The organism is Tenacibaculum piscium, assembly GCF_021390715.1.
GTDB lineage: Bacteria > Bacteroidota > Bacteroidia > Flavobacteriales > Flavobacteriaceae > Polaribacter > Polaribacter piscius.
Window position 1 is genome coordinate 3,929 of record NZ_JAJGWT010000006.1, and the last position, 18,344, is coordinate 22,272.

General features: G+C 29.8%; 17 protein-coding genes and 1 tRNA gene. 4 read left to right on the top strand and 14 right to left on the bottom strand.

Annotated elements, in window-relative coordinates; genetic code table 11:
* From L0U77_RS07225 to L0U77_RS07290, 14 genes are all read right to left on the bottom strand, one after another.
* Window positions 1–290, bottom strand: a 290-nt coding sequence (locus L0U77_RS07225; RefSeq protein ID WP_233900952.1) for a hypothetical protein, incomplete at its 3' end; no start/stop codon positions are given.
* Between the two features lie 1,088 nt (window positions 291–1,378).
* Window positions 1,379–1,624 carry a hypothetical protein gene (locus tag L0U77_RS07230; RefSeq protein ID WP_233900953.1) on the bottom strand — a complete coding sequence of 82 codons (246 nt, stop codon included), beginning with the start codon at window positions 1,622–1,624 and terminating at the stop codon, window positions 1,379–1,381.
* Window positions 1,614–1,889 carry a hypothetical protein gene (locus L0U77_RS07235; RefSeq protein ID WP_101914949.1) on the bottom strand — a complete coding sequence of 92 codons (276 nt, stop codon included), beginning with the start codon at window positions 1,887–1,889 and terminating at the stop codon, window positions 1,614–1,616. Before L0U77_RS07235 ends, L0U77_RS07230 begins: the two co-directional genes overlap by 11 nt.
* A gap of 307 nt (window positions 1,890–2,196) precedes the next feature.
* Window positions 2,197–3,162 (bottom strand): hypothetical protein, encoded by a 966-nt coding sequence (locus L0U77_RS07240; protein ID WP_233900954.1) that lies wholly within the window; start codon window positions 3,160–3,162, stop codon window positions 2,197–2,199.
* A gap of 189 nt (window positions 3,163–3,351) precedes the next feature.
* On the bottom strand, window positions 3,352–3,612 hold the full coding sequence (locus tag L0U77_RS07245) for a hypothetical protein (protein WP_233900955.1): 261 nt from the start codon (window positions 3,610–3,612) through the stop codon (window positions 3,352–3,354).
* Window positions 3,613–3,636: 24 nt separating this feature from the next.
* Window positions 3,637–3,927: a helix-turn-helix domain-containing protein gene (locus L0U77_RS07250; protein WP_233900956.1), complete on the bottom strand. Its 291-nt coding sequence runs from the start codon at window positions 3,925–3,927 to the stop codon at window positions 3,637–3,639.
* Window positions 3,928–4,088: 161 nt separating this feature from the next.
* Window positions 4,089–4,436: a late promoter transcription accessory protein gene (locus tag L0U77_RS07255; protein ID WP_233900957.1), complete on the bottom strand. Its 348-nt coding sequence runs from the start codon at window positions 4,434–4,436 to the stop codon at window positions 4,089–4,091.
* Window positions 4,437–4,450: 14 nt separating this feature from the next.
* The gene (locus tag L0U77_RS07260) at window positions 4,451–4,915 is read right to left on the bottom strand and encodes a hypothetical protein (protein ID WP_233900958.1); all 465 of its coding nucleotides are present in this window, start codon (window positions 4,913–4,915) and stop codon (window positions 4,451–4,453) included.
* A 125-nt stretch (window positions 4,916–5,040) separates the two neighbouring features.
* Window positions 5,041–5,265 carry a hypothetical protein gene (locus L0U77_RS07265; protein WP_101914943.1) on the bottom strand — a complete coding sequence of 75 codons (225 nt, stop codon included), beginning with the start codon at window positions 5,263–5,265 and terminating at the stop codon, window positions 5,041–5,043.
* A 127-nt stretch (window positions 5,266–5,392) separates the two neighbouring features.
* Window positions 5,393–6,202, bottom strand: coding sequence for a hypothetical protein (locus L0U77_RS07270; protein WP_233900959.1), 810 nt, complete (start codon window positions 6,200–6,202; stop codon window positions 5,393–5,395).
* A gap of 330 nt (window positions 6,203–6,532) precedes the next feature.
* Window positions 6,533–8,551 carry a phage tail tape measure protein gene (locus tag L0U77_RS07275; RefSeq protein ID WP_233900960.1) on the bottom strand — a complete coding sequence of 673 codons (2,019 nt, stop codon included), beginning with the start codon at window positions 8,549–8,551 and terminating at the stop codon, window positions 6,533–6,535.
* Between the two features lie 362 nt (window positions 8,552–8,913).
* Window positions 8,914–10,110 (bottom strand): site-specific integrase, encoded by a 1,197-nt coding sequence (locus L0U77_RS07280; protein WP_101907584.1) that lies wholly within the window; start codon window positions 10,108–10,110, stop codon window positions 8,914–8,916.
* A gap of 185 nt (window positions 10,111–10,295) precedes the next feature.
* Window positions 10,296–10,369 (bottom strand) — tRNA-Ile (locus tag L0U77_RS07285).
* 52 nt (window positions 10,370–10,421) lie between these two features.
* A complete protein-coding gene (locus L0U77_RS07290) occupies window positions 10,422–11,405 on the bottom strand; it encodes a polyprenyl synthetase family protein (RefSeq protein WP_233897902.1) in 984 nt (327 codons plus the stop codon).
* 135 nt (window positions 11,406–11,540) lie between these two features.
* On the opposite strand from L0U77_RS07290, the gene L0U77_RS07295 reads away from it, so the two are divergent.
* From L0U77_RS07295 to L0U77_RS07310, 4 genes are read left to right on the top strand one after another with little or no spacing between them, the layout of a single operon-like run.
* A complete protein-coding gene (locus tag L0U77_RS07295) occupies window positions 11,541–12,155 on the top strand; it encodes a TetR/AcrR family transcriptional regulator (protein WP_233884606.1) in 615 nt (204 codons plus the stop codon).
* A 26-nt stretch (window positions 12,156–12,181) separates the two neighbouring features.
* Window positions 12,182–13,522: a TolC family protein gene (locus tag L0U77_RS07300; RefSeq protein WP_233897901.1), complete on the top strand. Its 1,341-nt coding sequence runs from the start codon at window positions 12,182–12,184 to the stop codon at window positions 13,520–13,522.
* Window positions 13,523–13,556: 34 nt separating this feature from the next.
* On the top strand, window positions 13,557–14,747 hold the full coding sequence (locus L0U77_RS07305) for an efflux RND transporter periplasmic adaptor subunit (RefSeq protein WP_101917776.1): 1,191 nt from the start codon (window positions 13,557–13,559) through the stop codon (window positions 14,745–14,747).
* Between the two features lie 21 nt (window positions 14,748–14,768).
* Window positions 14,769–18,248 (top strand): efflux RND transporter permease subunit, encoded by a 3,480-nt coding sequence (locus L0U77_RS07310; RefSeq protein WP_233900185.1) that lies wholly within the window; start codon window positions 14,769–14,771, stop codon window positions 18,246–18,248.
* The last annotated feature ends 96 nt before the right edge of the window (window positions 18,249–18,344 follow it).

An 18,344-nucleotide genomic window follows, 5' to 3' on the forward strand; every position in this document is an offset into this window, starting at 1 on the left:
GGAGCTGTTCCAGTAGCAATGCGAGTATTTATCAATCGATGTTTTGATTTACTGGAGCTGTAAAAGTGAGTGTTTACCAATGAATATTTTGATTTTTGGAGTTGTTCCAGTAGCAAAGTGAGTGTTTGCCAATGAATGTTTTGATTTACTGGAGCTGTTCCAGTAGCAAAGTGAGTATTTGCCAATGAATGTTTTGATTTACTGGAGCTGTTCCAGTAGCAAAGTGAGTATTTATCAATCGATGTTTTGATTTTTGGAGTTGTTCCAGTAGCAATGCGAGTGTTTGCCAATGAATATTTTGATTTACTGGAGCTGTTCCAGTAGCAAAGTGAGTGTTTATCAATCGATGTTTTGATTTACTGGAGCTGTTCCAGTAGCAATGTGAGTGTTTATCAATGAATATTTTGATTTACTGGAGCTGTAAAAGTGAGTGTTTGCCAATGAATGTTTTGATTTACTGGAGCTGTTCCAGTAGCAATGYGAGTGTTTATCAATGAATATTTTGATTTACTGGAGCTGTAAAAGTGAGTGTTTGCCAATGAATGTTTTGATTTACTGGAGTTATAAAAGTGAGTATTTACCAATGAATGTTTTTATTTTTGGAGCTGTTCCAGTAGCAATGCGAGTGTTTACCAATGAATATTTTGATTTACTGGAGCTGTAAAAGTGAGTATTTATCAATGAATATTTTAATTTACTGGAGCTGTTCCAGTAGCAAAGTGAGTATTTATCAATCGATGTTTTGATTTACTGGAGTTGTTCCAGTAGCAATGCGAGTGTTTGCCAATGAATATTTTGATTTACTGGATTTTTAAAAGTTAGTATTTACAAAAAAATATTAAAATCGAACTGTAAAAGAAAACTTGACTATTCAAAAAAAAATAATCTTTTAAAAAATAATTAACTCAAAAAATAAAAAAATAGACAAAAAACCGCTTTTTATTACCTTAAAATCTACCAATAAAAAAAATATATTTGTAAGTAGTCTGTTTATTAGTTGTTTATGTTATTAAGTTGTAGTTCAGATAGTACCATAATCAAAAAAAAGTACATTTTTTTAAGAGTAATATTTTTTAATTTCACTTTTAAAAATTAACATTTCATTATTTAGAAATTAACATCTTTTACAGAAACAAAAGGCGAACGCTTTAAAAATGATAATTAAAATTAACATCAAATAACCCTAAATGATGATTAACACGTTTTAAAGCCTTGTTTTTTGGTTTTGGTACTCTTTATTTTTTTTAATCTTTTGAGAAAGCTGACAAACTAAAACCAATCTTAAAAGCTAAAAAACTAATGAGGTGAATAAGCATTTTAAACGCTTTTACGGTAATTATATATTTTATTAAAGAACAAGGGAGGGGGTGCGGTTCTTTTAGCTTCTAAAAAGATTTGGTATTTCGTCTTTAGCTTTTAAACTAATTTCTAATTTCTTTAATTCTCTTTTTGCGGGCGTTCCTAAATAAGAGTGAAACGTTCTGTAACAAATTAAAAACTCGGGTTGTATAAACTTCCAATAAATTTCTTTGTAAGTTATATCTTCATCTTCGTATTGTTTCTGTAACACAATTGTTTGAACTCTTATAATTTTACGATATAGATTTTTCTGATTATATGCCATTTTCTAAATTGATTTTATTTAATAAATATCTTGCACGGTAACTGCTTAGTATAATTGGTGGTGCATTTTTTCGGTGTTCTGTTACTAAAATTTTTTGTACTGATTTAATCCAATCTTTGGAGGTTCTTATTTCGCTTTGGTGCAAAGTATCGGTATAAATCTTTTTATCTGTTTTGTAACTTATCATTAACCACATCTTGCACTTTGGTAATAATTGTACTAATTTTTTTAAATCCTTTTTTTCTTGTATTACTCTTTTTATCATTTTTAACGCTTTATATAATTTATATAAATACTTGTAATAATTTATTGATTTTCTTGTATCGCTCTTTTTTTACGCTTTATATTAATAATATTGGTTTTGTACTTTTACTGATAATCTTTGACAAATATTTTTATCAATAAGGGTTTTTTAAGTAATGCCTAAATAGTCAGCTCTTTTTTTAGTAAATAAGTCAATGTTTTAGGGGTTTGCAGTCTATCGACTGTATAAGACAAGTAGGTTAAAAAAAATATACTGACTGCTTAAAGCTTCCAGTACGTACAATATTTTTATCAATAAGTATCAAACTTTACAAGTATATTTTATTAAGTTCCTGTTTTTCAGTATTGTAAGCCGTTGCCCAAAAGGTCATTATTTCACTTTGCCCCAATTTATAAACCTTTTTATGTACGTGCCAATTGTTAATAAACTCCCTTGTTTTACGGTACATTTTAGCAGTTATTTTGCCATCTTTAAAAAGTTGTTGATACTTATTTAAAGTTATTTTTGCCGTGGTCTTATATATTTCTGTTACTAGATTAATCTTACTTTGATGCGTTCCTTTAGGTGCTACTATTGTAGGCTCAAATATTAATAAATCCCATATTTTAAAGAAGTCGTCTTGTACCTCTTTTAAATTTTTTTTCGTAAAAAAATCAATTGCTAAAACATTATTCATCTTTCTTTTTGTCGTTTCTATTCGCAAAATATTTTTTTCTGATGGTATTGCTTTGTGTCTTTTTTCCAGCATCTCAAAAACCTTATCGTACATCTTATGAATAACTCTAATATTAGAACTTCTTTCGGTTGTTTTACATCTTTTTTCCCTATAATTTGGGTCTGTCATTATTTCTTTTTTGTTCCTATCTGTTCCAATTGCTATAAAAGAATCTAAAAAATTTATTACATCAATAGAAAAAATTAAATTCATACCAATTTCAAAAGCATTGATTTTTAAATTATTGTAATCAACTCCTTTATCTATAAGAAGCCTAAAAAATGTTATTCGAGCCTGTTCCATTGTGAAACGTCCGTAATTTGTAGCGTAACCTGTTAAATTATAAGAGTAGTATTTGTGTAAACTTCCTCTAATTGTTAATCTGTTTTGTAAATCAATTTTGATATACATACCGCCTTTTAAATTCCGTTCTGTTCCAGTTTCAAAAAAATCTTTACCGCTGTTTTTATCAAAGCGTCTTTTTAATTTTGCCTTTTTTATAATATTTTCTTTTTCTGAATCAATCAGATTTATTTTTGATAGTGTTATTAAATCCATTATAATTTTCTTTTATTAATGGTTTCTTTTACTATCTTTGTAAAACTTACTACTTTATCCATTACTTGGTGGTTTTGTTTATAGTGTGAGTATCTCTAAATTTAATACCTTAAGTAAGTATTAAATACAAATACCGCCCCTGGTAAGGCGGTTTTTTTGTGCTTAATACTTTCGCTTTTACACTTTTTATTAAAACTTATATTTTTTTGAAACCTTAAAAGTAAGTTTCACTTTTTCCTTTTCGGTTTCTGAATCTAAAAACGAATACTTTAAAACTATTTCAGTACCGTTATTTTTAGCGATTAAATCCGTTGGAATCTCTAAACCTCTTAATAAAAGAAGTCTTTTAAAATCCTTAATTATTGCTTCTAAAGGACTTTTTTTACATTTTAAAAAATACGGTTCGTTATTTTCGTTAGAAATTCCGTCCGTTGTTATTTCGTAATACATATCAATAAAAATATTTTAAATCTATTAAAAAGAACTTCTTTGTGCAACAAATCGGTGCAACTCGGAACGCTTTACAGTTACTTTGCTGTACTTCTTATTTTGGTCTTTTATTACGCTTAAATCTCCATCGTGTATATATTTCTGAAACGTATTTCTACTACATCTTAAAAACTCACACGCTTCTTTTACCGTTAGATTTTCGGGTTTACCGTTGTCTTTTGTTTGCTGTAAAAAATTAGATATATCTTGAACCATATTTTTTATGTCCGTCCACTCTTGCAATGGAACTGATACAAATACTATATTATTATCCATAATTTAAAGAGTGTTTAAATGATTTTTAAATGATGTTTCAGAACCTAAAAAATAACTGAAAACAATTTTATTAAAGATTGATATTCTAATCTTAACCTGTAAAAAATCTAAATTGCTACTAACAATATTTACTTTTTCAACTTTGAAAATATTTTTCATAATTACAGATTTTCAATATTTTTAAAATTTTCTTGATTATAATCTTCTTTTATCAATAGCCTATCTAAAAATTCAAGTGGTATTTTATCCACTAATTGCTTAGTAATTAAAGCAACATTTTGAATATCATTAACCTCTAAACTGTTTTCAGGTTCGCAACTAATTGACATTGCATTTAATAAACTTTCGATGTTATGCCCTAAACTCGCATAATTCCAAAATTCTAAGTTTATGCTGATGTTACTATCTCCTTTTGGGTTTTGTGTAAAACCATCTAAAAGACCTCTTGAACGTTTTAAAAGTTCCGTATTTATTTCGGTAATTACTGGGGTTTGTTTTTCTGTACTCATAATTGTTTGTATCTCTATTGGTTAAAATCATAATTATAAGAGTTTGCTAAGTGTTTAGCGGTTTCTCTTATAAAGATGCTGTTTTGTTCGTTACTTTCTTGAATTGCTTTAAATTCATTGCTAGGGGTCGCTTTTACAAGTTCTAGTATCTTATTTTGAAGTATTACAAGTTCCTTTTTTTTATCAGAAATAAAAACCTCTTTTTCTTCCATAAGAATTTTTAAGAAATAACAATTGTCGCCCATTTTTCGGCTTTGTATCATTATTTGGTCGTATTGGTCGCCTGTAAAATCTTCTAAATCTTCTTCGGATAAATCAAAAATATTATCTATTTCAATTTGTAAATAGGTTAATTTATCTTGAAGACAATCAAACGCCATTTGCTCTTTTTCAATATCAAAAAACAGTTTGGATGCTGTTTTTGATAATTCAATTGTATTCGTGTTTTGGTGTTCTAAGAATTCCGTAAAATGTTTCATAATTGTAAGTATCTCTATTGTTTAAAAAATTACTGTGAGAAGTTTTATTTTGTTGGTTTCTAGTTTAAAAAGGTGTAGGAAAGTATTTATTTTGTTGGATTTTTTTACGCTGGGGCGGTTTGTTTTTAGGAATTTACAACCTCGTTAAGTTCCTTTAAGGCGTTGGCTTTACGTTCTTTTTCTGATTTAAAAAAGTCGGTTGTTGCTGTAATTAATTTCATTTCGGTTTCACTTTTTACCTTTCCACCGTAAAAAAAACGATTAACAGTAGCAATGTGAAGCCCCGAAAGTTTAGAAATTTCGTTAATTCCGTGGGCTGGTAGCTGTTTTTTTAATTCTGATATATTCATAGTTTAAATGTAATTTGATTGAATGATTCAAACATTTTAAAATCAATAATAATTAAATCATATCGCAAAACTACAAAAATGTTTTAGTTAATCAAACATTTTTATAGTTTTGTTTATGTAAATTATTTTAAAGAAATATTAAAACCTTTTCTTTTAGGATATTACAAGCTGTTTTTATTTCTTTTGTAGTTAAGGGAAGTTTATATTCTTTTGATTTTTCTATTATTTTATTTTCATTGTAATTAATAATAAAATCAATACAAATAGTATCTGAATACACAATATTAATTAAATTAATTACGTGCCACATTTTTACAGTATCTCTAAAGATATAAGGTTCTAAATCAATATTTAAAACCTCGTTCATAGTGTTTAAATTATAAATTAAATTGTTTTCTCTATTAAAACTGTAATAAAATTGTTGCTGTAAATGTGGGTTTTCTTTTAAATTATTATATTTTTCATCAAATAACAATATATCTTTACTTTCTTTAAAAAAGTCATTTTCAGAATTAATTACGTGCTTGTATCTATTCCATCCAATAGAATACAAACTATCTTTTAAATTGCTAAAAAACCTTTTTAACCTATCTTTAAAAAAACTATCGTAAATATCCTCGCTATTCTCATTTTCTACAATATACTTAACGGCTTTATAAATAAAAGATAATTCATTTTTTAATATTTGAGGACTTGTTATTGCGTTTGGCAAATAATTAGTTTCAAAATTTAAAGGCTTATTATTTTCTTCTAAATAATTAAAGGCTTTTTCAGTCATTACTGCATTTGTCATACTTTTAACCTTTTGTGTTTTTCTTTTATAAGTTATTGTATAATACAAAGGATGTCCTTTTTCTTCAATATCTTTATAAACAGTTATACCATTTACTTGTTTATTAAAAAACCTTTTTACTGTTATTTTGCTTTTTTTAATCATTTTGTGGTATGTAAGTGAGTATTTCTATATAGCAAAAATAACTAAAATAAAATAGTGGTTTTTAGTAGTAATGGTTTGTTAAATTTTAGGCTTTATAAATTACTGTTTAATAGCTTAATTTTTGGCAGTAGTATTTTTTAAGCGTTTAATAAATCATAATTATATAAGTAGATACTTGTATTTATAAAATTGCTTAAATCGTTTGTTTTACCTGTGGGCAAATAAATTTTGCATACGGAAACAAAGAGCCAATAAAAAAACCCTGCTGAAATTTCAGTAGGGTTTTTTATGTAATAAATTAAAAGATTGTTTAGGTTTTTATTTTAAAAATTAACTTGTTTCAGCATTTCGTACAACTCGCATCATGGCTTCGTTAAACCAATTTTCTACATCTTGCAAAGTCATTCCTTGAGTTGCACCACCTTTTAAATTGATACCACCTTTATTTAAAGCATCAATAGTAATTGAAATATTGCGAGTTTGTTTGGCATCGCCTACAACTTTAGTAACTTGTTTAGTTAGTATATTTTTAGGGTCGGTATTTCCTACTGGTTTAATTGGATTTCCGTATAAATCTGTTTTTGTGGCTTCTTTTCCGCTTTCCGTTTCCTTATCTTCTTCTGGAGGAGTTAAGTTTAAATCTTTACGGAGGTCTTGTATTTGAGATAATCCACTTTTTGCATATTTACCAATACCAGGTAACATTGCTGCTACTTTTAAAATACCTTCTAACGGACGCAATAAAACATCCAACAATACAATTCCAATACGTTTTAAACCTCCAATAATACCATCAGATTTAAAAGCATTTACAATATTATCCCAATGTTTATGTACTAATACAAAAGAACTGATTAACATTCCGATAGGACCCAAAAAAGAAAGCACCGTGGCACCCCATGAATCAAAATATTTAATTGCCATTACAACTAAAGCAACAAATCCAGCAATCCAACCGATAATAGGTATTGAGTAAATAGCGGTTTGTATAGCGTATAAGCCTATTTTAACAAAACCCAAAGCCCCCGATAATGTTACGGAACTAGCAGCCGCTAATAAAGATTGAATTTCTAACACGCCAAGTAAACCAATATATGTTCCCACCCCTATAACAAGTGCCTGAAACATTGATTCTATCGTGCTGAAATTTTCGTATATAAAGTTCAAAACCTTTGCCAAATAACCAAATACACTAGATAATATCGGTATTATTTTATCGCCTATTTTAGAAAATACCGCCTCAAGCCTATTGCTAAACATTTCTTTTATTTTACCAAAATCGCCTTCTGCATTTTTTAAGGCATCAGATAGGTTAAATTTTGAGCTATCAAAGTCATTAAAAGTTTTAATCATATCATCAGCTCCAATTTTTACTTTTGCTAATGCTGTACGTAATCCTTCGGGACCTCCAATTTTATTAATGGTATCAGTTATTTCTTTATCCGTCATATTTTTAAACTTCTGACTAATATCAAGTAATAATTTATCGGCATCTTTCATTTTGCCATCTACGCCAAATATATCAATATTTAGTTCTTTCTTTATTTTTGAACCTTGAGCCCCTAAACCATCAAAAAAGTTTTTTGTTTGGCCTGCTGCAATATCAGCATTTTTATTAATAGACGTAAACATAGCAAAAACCTTATTACCAATATCAACACTTTGCCCTGCGGCACTTGTTGCACCCGCATATTCCGTTTGTACTTTGGCTAGTTCATCAAAAGTAACAATAGCGGTTTGCACGGTTTTAGCGTTTGACGTTAATAAAGCATCAATACCGCCAACGCCAATACCAAAGGCTTTCATTGCTTTTGTAGTGGAGTTCATCGAATCACCCAAATCAGCACCTGTTGCTTGAGAGTAACGTCCTACTTTTTTAAAAATATCAATAGCATCTTTACCATATAAACCTGTAGCAGATTGTAAATCGTACATTGCATTTGTGGAATCGCTAAGATTTGTACCAATATCAAAAGCGGCATCTCTAATTTTGGAACGATAGCCCTCTAACTGCTCTATTGATTTATCTAAATTTAATTGTTTGATGGGCAAAAAAGCGGTGTCAAACTTTTCGGCGGCTTCTATGCCTTTGGAGGAGAGCCCACCAAAGGCAATACCTAGCCCCATTATTCCTGCGGTGGCTAATGCTAACGGATTTTTAAATAAGTCTATTGCCATGCCTAGCTTTGGCATTTGGTCAAAAAGCCCTTTAAACTTTAAGCTTAATTTATCTAATTTTATACCCGATTTAGTTGCAAATTTATCAAATTTGCTTTGTAGTTTTTGGAGTTTTCCTCCAAAAAGTTTAGCACTTAAATCCAGTAGCATTGTCATTTTTGATACTGCCATAGTGTTTATTTTTTATTAAGTTTTTTTAAATTCTGTTATATTCATAGTTTAAATATATCTACTAATTTTATTCAAACAAATTGTATAAAAAAATACTTTTGTTTTTTGGGCAAAGTTATGAAATTTTAGCATTTACAATTACCCTTTTATCGCTTAATTTGTAGCAGTAGTATTTTTTAAGCGTTTAATAAATCATTATTGTATAAGTAGATACTTGTATTTATAAAATTGCTTAAATCGTTTGTTTTACCTGTGGGCAAATAAATTTTGCACACGGAAACAAAGAGCCAATAAAAAAACCCTGTCCAAAGTTGGATAGGGTTTTTTATGTAATAAATTAAAAGATTGTTTAGGTTTTTATTTTAAAAATTAACGGCTGTCATTTCGTCTTCTAGGGTTTCATCCATTACGTGGGCATAAATTTGCGTTGTTGCTAGTTTTTGGTGTCCTAAAATCTTTTGTACTGTTGTTACTGCTACTTTTTTATGTAGTAAATATGTAGCGGTGGTGTGCCTTGCCGTGTGAAACGTTATATTTTTATTTTGTATTTGTGCTATTTTAGCTATTTCTTTTAATTGGCGGTTGCAGTATTGATTGGTTAAATGTTTGAAACAAAAAACGCTTTTAAAATTATTGTGTTTATCTAAAATCTTTTTAGGTTTACCGTTAAACATCAAATGTATAGGAATGCGTATTTCTTTGCCTGTTTTTTCCATTGTTTTAATAATCCAATCTTTGCCCTTTATACTTACAATATCTTTTTTTTGTAGGCTGAAAATATCGCCGTAACGTAAACCTGTATAAACAGAAAAAATATATAAATCTCTTACAGTTTCGTATTTTTTATTTTCGTTGGTTAATGCTACATTTTCAAAACATTCTATTTCTGATGGTGTTAAATATACGGTTTTGCCCTCGGTTTGTTTTATTTTGAATTTCCTAAACGGATACTTTTGTAATTCCATCAAATCTTTATTAATGGCTAAATTTACAAATCTTTTGATATTCTTAAAATACTTAGAAATAGTACCTTGAGCTAGTTTTTTACTAGGAATGTTTTTATACTTAATAGTATATTTTTTTAGAAAAATATCAAAATCATATAAAAACTCGAAAGTCATATCTTCAAAAGAAATTACTTTTTTAAATTCTTTTAATTTTTTTAAGGTCGCCAATTGATTTGCCTTTGTTCCTTTGGTGCTGTTTATGTTTTCAATTTCTATTTCCATAAACTCGGTAAAACTTTTTACCGTTGGCTTTGTAAAGAAATCGTTTAGCATACTCAAATTAAAAGATTCTCCTTTGTTTATTTTGTCAAGTTCAAAATTCTCTAAGTCCCTCAAAGTTTCAGAAATTTGTTTATTTAATTTTATTGCGTTTGGGAAATCTGTTTTAATGTTTCGGCTTCTTTTGTTCCAAAATTTAGGCTCAATATAAATTTTTGTAGTAAAATATTTATGCGAACCGTTTAAATAGCATTCTATTTGAATTAATGCAGTACCTTTTTTATTTAGGTGTTTTTTTCGGTTGTAAATCGTGGTAAATCTCGTTTTGTTCATGGCTGTAAGTATCTCTATTTACACAAACGTACAAACAAAATTTGGTATAACAATATTCAAAACGGGTAGATAACCAGTATATAAAAGAATGATATTAATTGATATTTATTTTTATCAAAAAAAGTAAAAAGCTAGTATCTAAAGGGGGTTTAATAAAAAAACCATCCTTAAAAGGATGGTTTTTGTGGTCCCACCTGGACTCGAACCAGGGACCACCTGATTATGAGTCAGGTGCTCTAACCAACTGAGCTATAGGACCGGTTAATTAGGATTGCAAAAATAACATCTTTTTTTAAATAAAAAAGTTTTTTTTAAACTTTTCTACTCATTAAATTTTTACCAAACATAAGAAGTCCGTCTTTTGCTTGTTGACTAATCTTTAAATAAGCAAGGCTCTCAAACGACTTATTCGTGTAATATTCAATAAGTTGATGCGTGTATTTAGGGATATTATTTCTGGTGAAAATAGCCGAAACAGTTCCTACTTTTTCGATGTTATTTTCCGTATTATTTTTTTGTTTTTTACTATAAAATTGTAGTAATTTTTCTTTATCCGAAGTATTTGAAACTTCTAATGCCTTTAAATAAAGAAAGGTTTTTTTATTTTCCATAATATCACCACCAACTTGCTTTCCGAAATTTTCAGGATTTCCATAAGTATCCAAATAATCATCTTGCAATTGAAAAGCAATACCTAAATTTAATCCGTAATTATATAAATGTTGGGCTTGTTCTTCACTCGCATCAGCGACAATCGCTCCCATTTTTAAAGCAGCAGCTACTAAAACAGACGTTTTTAGCGTTATCATTTTAATATATTCTGCAATAGTAACGTCGTTTCTGGTTTCAAAATCAACATCTAATTGTTGACCGTCGCAAACTTCTAAAGCTGTTTTGCTGAATAATTTTGCTAATTTTTGAAAAACAATCGGTTCGTAGTTTTCGAAATATTGATACGCCAAAATTAACATCGCATCACCAGATAAAATTCCCGTATTAATATCCCACTTTTCATGAACTGTTTTATGCCCTCTTCTTAAAGGAGCATCGTCCATAATATCATCGTGAACCAACGTGAAATTATGAAAAACTTCAACCGCTAATGCAGCTGGCATGGCTTTTTTATAATCTCCAGAAAAAATATCCGAAGCCATAAGTGTTAGCATTGGACGAATCCTTTTTCCCCCGATTTGAAGAATGTAATCGATTGGTTCATAGAGGTTTTTAGGCTCTTTTACTAGTTTTTTAGTACGTAAATACGATAAAAAGTCTGATTGATATTTTAGTATGTCCAAATCTTAAATTTTTTGTAAAAATAAGATAAACAATAATTCTAGCTCTAAACGAATGTTAAAAAATAATTAAAACGAAGGAAACTTTTATTGTTTTTAAAGTTTCCTGTTTTATATTTGCAAACTATTATGAGCAGTATGAGAGATAAAATTTTAAATAAAACAGGAGAATTATTTTTAAATCTAGGGTTTAAAAGTGTAACAATGGATGATATTGCAAGTGAATTAGGAATATCAAAAAAAACATTATATAAATATTTTTCAAGTAAAGCGATACTTGTTGAAGCAAGTGCTTCTAGACTTCATCTTTCTGTAAGTCAGGAAATTAATCGCATAAAAAAACAAGGATATAACGCCATTGAAGAAGAATTTGCAGTAAAAGCAATCTTTAAAGAAATGTTTAAAAATGCGAAAACTTCACCAATGTATCAATTAAAAAAATATTATCCTGAAACATATTCTAATTTAGTAGCACGAGAAGTTTGTATCTTTAAAAACTGTAATATTGATAACCTCACAAAAGGTATTGCACAAGGATTTTATCGACCAAATATAAATATAGAATTTGCCGTTAACTTCTATTTTACCTTGATTTTTGGCGTTTTTGAAACCGAAATCTATGGAAATCAAACACAAGAATTAATGAAAGTAGAATATGAAATTTTAGAATATCATATAAGAGCAATCGCCACCGAAAAAGGATTGAAAGAACTAGAAAAACAAGTAAATAGTATCAATAAAAATCATCAATAAAATCATCTATCAAAAAAAAAATAACCATGAAAAAATACCTGTCTAGTGTATTTATAATCTTTTGCTCAGGTTTTCTGTTTGCTCAAGAACAACTTAATTTATCAATGCAAGAAGCCATTGAATATGCTATTAAAAATAATTATCAAAATAAAATAGCCGTAAATAATATCAAGGCCGCTAAACAACGAAAATGGGAAACAACAACCATCGGGTTACCACAAATTGATGGAAATGTCGATTATCAAAACTGGCTCAAACAACAAGTTTCATTGCTCCCCGCAGAAATTACAGGAGGAGAAAAAGGCGGTTTCATACCCGTTAAATTTGGTACGAAACAAACTGTAAATGCCAATGTTACAGTATCACAATTAATTTTTGATGGCTCTTATATTGTTGGTTTACAATCAGCTAAAACATATTTGAAAATATCGGAACAAGCTAAAGAAAAAACCGAACTAACCACAAGAGAAGCCGTCATTAATTCCTACGGAAATATATTAGTCGTTGAAAAAATGCTCGGAATTTTAGAACGAAATAAAAAGGTCGTTCAACAAAATTTATATGAAACTCAAAAAATATACGACAACGGTTTAACCGAATTAGAAGACGTAGAACAACTACAAATAACGCTCGGAACAATTGAAAATAATTACAGAAATACTAAAAGAATGAAAAGCATTGCGTATCAAATGCTAAATATTTCTTTAGGAAATACGGTAAATCATCCTATCAAAATAACCGATTCATTAGATGATTTGGTCGTTGCAAATACCGACTTAAATTTGCTGACAAAAATCTTTAATGTCGATAAACATATCGATTTTAAAATGGCAGAAAATGAAAAAGTAAGTAAAGAATTGTTAATGAAACTCGAACAAAGTAAAGCATTACCAACCTTATCTGCCTTTGTCAATTACGGTGCAAATGCCAATGCTGATGATTTTAATTTTACAAATACATCCCAAAAATGGTTCGATTATTCCATGTTAGGTGTAAAATTAAAAGTGCCTATTTTTAGTAGTTTCGGAAGACACGCCAAAACAGCAAGAGCAAAAATTGAACTCGAAAGCGCTCAAATTAAAACAAATCAAATTAAAGAACAACTAAAATTACAAGCAAAAACCGCTAAAAGTAATTATCAATTAAGTATCGAAAGTTTTCAAACTGCCACTAAAAATTTAGCCCTAGCACAAAGAATCGAAAAAAAACAACAAATTAAGTTTTTTGAAGGAATCTCTTCTAGTTTTGAATTATCACAAGCACAAAATCAACTATACAGACAACAAAATAATTATGTGCAATCGATGCTAAAAGTTATCACCCAAAAAGCACAGCTAGAAAACGCATTAAATATTCCCGTAAAATAAAAAACATCTAAAATAAAAAATATAAAAAATAAAAATGAAAAAAATATACTCACTAATCGCAATAACACTACTGTTAGCTTCCTGTTCAGGAAATAAAAAACACTCCCTAGAAAAAGTGTTAGCGTCCAATGATTTAACTAAAATTCGTGCCAAAAAAACAACCTTAAATAGCGAAATTCAAAAATTATCAGAAAGCATTAAAGCATTAGATGCTAAAATTGCAACGCTAGATACTTCTAAAAAAGTACCATTAATTACTGTCGTATCAGCAAATAAAACGGTTTTTAATCATTATTTAGAATTACAAGGAGATGTAAAAACAAAACAAAATGTACTCATATATCCTGAAATGGCAGGGCAATTAGTCCAAATTTATGTTAAAGAAGGACAATCGGTAGTCAAAGGACAAGCATTAGCCAAAATTGATGACGCCGGTTTATCGAATAAATTAGCGCAAATTGAAATTCAAACAGCACTAGCAAAAACAACGTATGAACGTCAAGAACGTTTGTGGAATCAGAAAATTGGCTCGGAAATACAATTCCTACAAGCAAAAACAACTTTCGAAGCTCAAAAAAATGCCGTAACGCAACTTAAAAAACAACTCGGAAAATCAATCATAAAAGCACCGTTTTCAGGTATTATTGATGACGTAATTAAAGAACAAGGCGTAATTGTTGCTCCTGGTGCAAAATCAGAAATCTTTAGAATTGTAAATCTTTCTAAAATGTATATCGAAACTGCCGTGCCTGAAAGTTATATCAGTACTATTAAAAAAGGTAAAAATGTTGAAATCGAATTTCCAGTATTGGGCGAAAAAATGACTTCAACAGTACGTCAGGCAGGAAATTTTATCAATCCTGCAAATCGGACTTTTAATGTCGAGGTTGCTGTGGATAATAAAGCGAAAAATATCAAACCAAACCTAACCGCAAAATTGAAAATTAACGATTATACCAATAATGAAGCCTTGCTAATTCCACAAAGTATCATTTCTGAAAACGCTAAAGGCGAGCAATATCTTTATGTCGTTACAGATTTAAAAGAAGAATCAAGACAAAATTCAAAAGAGCTATTAGGTACAGCCAAACAAATAATTATTACCACAGGAAAAACACAAGGTGATGTCGTGGAAGTTTTAAAAGGTATCAAAACTGGCGATAAAATTATTATGGAAGGAGCGCGTAGTGTGCAAAATGGACAACAAGTTCAGATTTTAAATTAATTCATCAATAAAAATAGAATTATGTCTGAAAAAAATAAAAAAAAGAAACACGTAGATAAAGAATTTGCATTATCATCGTGGGCAATCAATAATAAAACCACTATTTATGTGATGATGGCAATTATCCTATATGCAGGAATTGCCGCATTTATAGATATGCCACGAGAAAATTTCCCAGAAATAAAAGATACTAAAATTTATGTTAGTTCTATTTATCCAGGAAATACCGCCGAAGATATTGAGAAATTAATCACAGATCCGTTAGAAGATAGATTAAAATCAGTTAGTAATATGACTGAAATTACATCAACTTCACAAGAAGATGTGTCGATGATTACCGTTGAATTTGACGATAAAATTACCATCGAAGAAGCAAAACAAAAAGTAAAAGATGAAATTGATGAAGAAGTTTCATCCGAAGATTGGCCGACTTTTAACGGAGCAAAAGTATCTCCCAATGTTTTTGAATTAAATATATCAGAAGAAACACCAATTCTAAATATCAATATTTCTGGAGATTATACCGTTCGTCAATTAAAAGAATTTGCCGAAATTCTACAAGATGAAATAGAAGATTTATCCGAAATAAAAAAAGCATCTATTCGAGGAGCAGAAGATAAAGAAGTAGAAGTTGCCGTAGATATTTATAAAATGATGGCCGCTAAAATTAGCTTTAATGATATTCTTCAAGCCATTCAATCAGGAAATGTAACCATGTCAGCAGGAAATATTATCACCAGCGGACAACGTAGAACATTGCGTATTTTAGGAGAAGTTAATTCACCTAAAGAATTGGAAAATTTTGTGGTGAAATCAGAAAAAGGAAATTCGATTTATCTAAAAGATGTTGCCACAGTGTCTTTTAAAGATAAAGATAAAACCACCTACGCTCGTGAATTTGGTCAGCAAGTAGTGATGCTAGACGTTAAAAAAAGAGCAGGAGAAAATATGGTAACCGCTACCGAAAAAATTAGAGAAATTGTAGCACATACCCAACAACAAATTTTTCCTAAAAATTTAAAAGTTACCATTGCCAATGACCAATCTTCAAAAACTATTGGTCAAGTTGATGATTTAGTAAATAATATTATTTTCGGAGTGCTTTTAGTAGTGCTTGTCTTGATGTTTTTCTTAGGATTTAAAAACTCGTTATTTGTAGGTTTTGCAATTCCGATGTCGATGTTTATGTCTTTAATGATTTTACATTTAATGGGCTACACCATGAATACCATGATTTTATTCGGATTAATTATGGGACTCGGAATGCTAGTTGATAACGGTATTGTGGTCGTTGAAAACGTATATCGTTTGATGGATGAAGAAGGAATGTCGCGCTTGGAAGCGGCAAAAATGGGAATCGGAGAAATTGCTTTTCCAATTATAATATCGACAGCGACTACCGTAGCAGCATTTATTCCCTTAGGAATGTGGCCAGGAACAATGGGACAATTCATGATTTATTTTCCAATTACTTTATCGGTAGTTTTAGGATCATCATTGTTTGTGGCCATCTTTTTTAATTCGGTAATGGTATCACAATTTATGAGTACCGATGATAAAGCAATGCCTTTAAGAAAGATTATTCGCATTACATTAGTGCTTGGTATACTCGGAATTTTAATTGTAATTTTTGGAGGAGCGATTCGACCCTTAGGAACCTTATTGATTTTTGCTGCCATCAATTTTTGGATATATCGTTACGCATTACGCCCGATGGCAAATGCTTTTCAAAATAAAATATTGCCTTACTGGGAACGCTTTTACGAAAGAACAATTCGTGGTTCTTTAAAAGGATGGAGACCTTACGGAATCACCGTAGTAACCATTATTTTGCTCTTTGTAGCATTTATCGGTTTTGGAGCTTCTGTAAAAAGTAAGCGAACTAAAATTGAGTTTTTTCCTGATAATACACCCAATAAAATTGTGGTTTATGTTGAATATCCGCAAGGAACAGATATTGAAAAAACAAATGCTATCATGAAAAATTTAGAAACACGAGTTTCTAAAGTATTAAATGAAGATATGTATATGGATATGGACGGAACCCATAATTTTATGGTGGAAAGTTCGATTGCACAAGTAGGAGCAGGGTCTGGAAATCCACAAACTGATGGCGGTTCAGTTGCTGAAATGCCACATCGTGGAAAAATTGTCGCTTCCATGCGAGAATATAAATATCGAAAAGGACGCGATAGTAAAGTACTTAAAAAGAAAGTAACAGATGCTTTAACAGGGATTTATCCTGGGTTATCAATTTCCGTAGAAAAAGATCCCGTAGGACCTCCTGCAGGATATCCAATTAATATCGAACTAGAAGGAAATGATTATGATGCTTTAATCGTTACTGCCGAGAAAATGCGTGATTTTATCAATACAAAATCAATTCCTGGAATCGCAGAACTCAAAATCGATGTTAATAAATCAAAACCAACCATGTTAATTGATGTCGATAGAAAAAAAGCAGGAGAACTAAAAATAAGTACTTCCCAAATTGGGAAACAATTACGTACATCTATCTTTGGAACAAAAGCAGGAATCTATAAAGAAGATGGCGATGATTATGATATTTATGTTCGTTTTAATAAAGAAAATCGTTACAACTCAAGTGCGATTTTCAATCAAACCATTACTTTTAAAGATATGGCAACAGGCGAACTTAAATCGATACCTGTTTCCGCAGTGGCAAAACAGCGTAATACTTCAGGATTTAGTGCCATTAAACACAAAAATGTAAAACGTGTAGTTACGGTATATTCTGCCCTAGCTCCTGGTTATACTGATGCTTCCGCGATTGTTGATAAAATTCAAAATGAAATGAAATCATTTCCAGAATTACCAAAAACAATAAAAGTTGATTATACAGGGCAAATTGAAGAACAAAACAAACAAATGAGTTTCTTAATGGGCGCTTTTTTCTCTGGATTAGGATTAATTTTCTTGATTTTGATTTTCCAATTTAATTCGGTGTCAAAACCTGGAATTATTATGTTGGCAATCTTTTTAAGTTTGATTGGTGTTTTTGGAGGAATTGTAGCGTCAGGTTCGTCATTTGTAATTATGATGACCATGATGGGAATTATTTCCTTAGCAGGAATTGTGGTAAATAACGGTGTTGTATTGTTGGATTATACCCAATTATTAATTGATAGAGAAAAATCGGCACGTAACTTAGAGGAAGATGAATTTTTAGAAGTTTCCGTATTAAACGAAGCCATTGTAAAGGGAGGAAAAGCACGTTTACGTCCCGTATTATTAACGGCAATTACCACTATTTTAGGATTAATTCCATTAGCAACAGGATTAAATATTAATTTTTTCACCTTATTAACAGAGTTAAATCCGCACATATATGTTGGAGGAGATAACGTAATTTTCTGGGGTCCATTAGCCTGGACGGTAATTTATGGATTATTAATTGCTACTTTTTTAACCTTAATTGCAGTGCCAATTTTATTCTTTTTAATCACGAAGTTCAAAATGTGGTTGAAAACAAAAATGTAGTATTTTAATTTTTTAAATGATTATTTAAGAATCATAAAATTAAAGAAAATTAAAGAAAGTTAAGAGTCAAAGAGAGTTAACAGTTAAAGAGAGTTG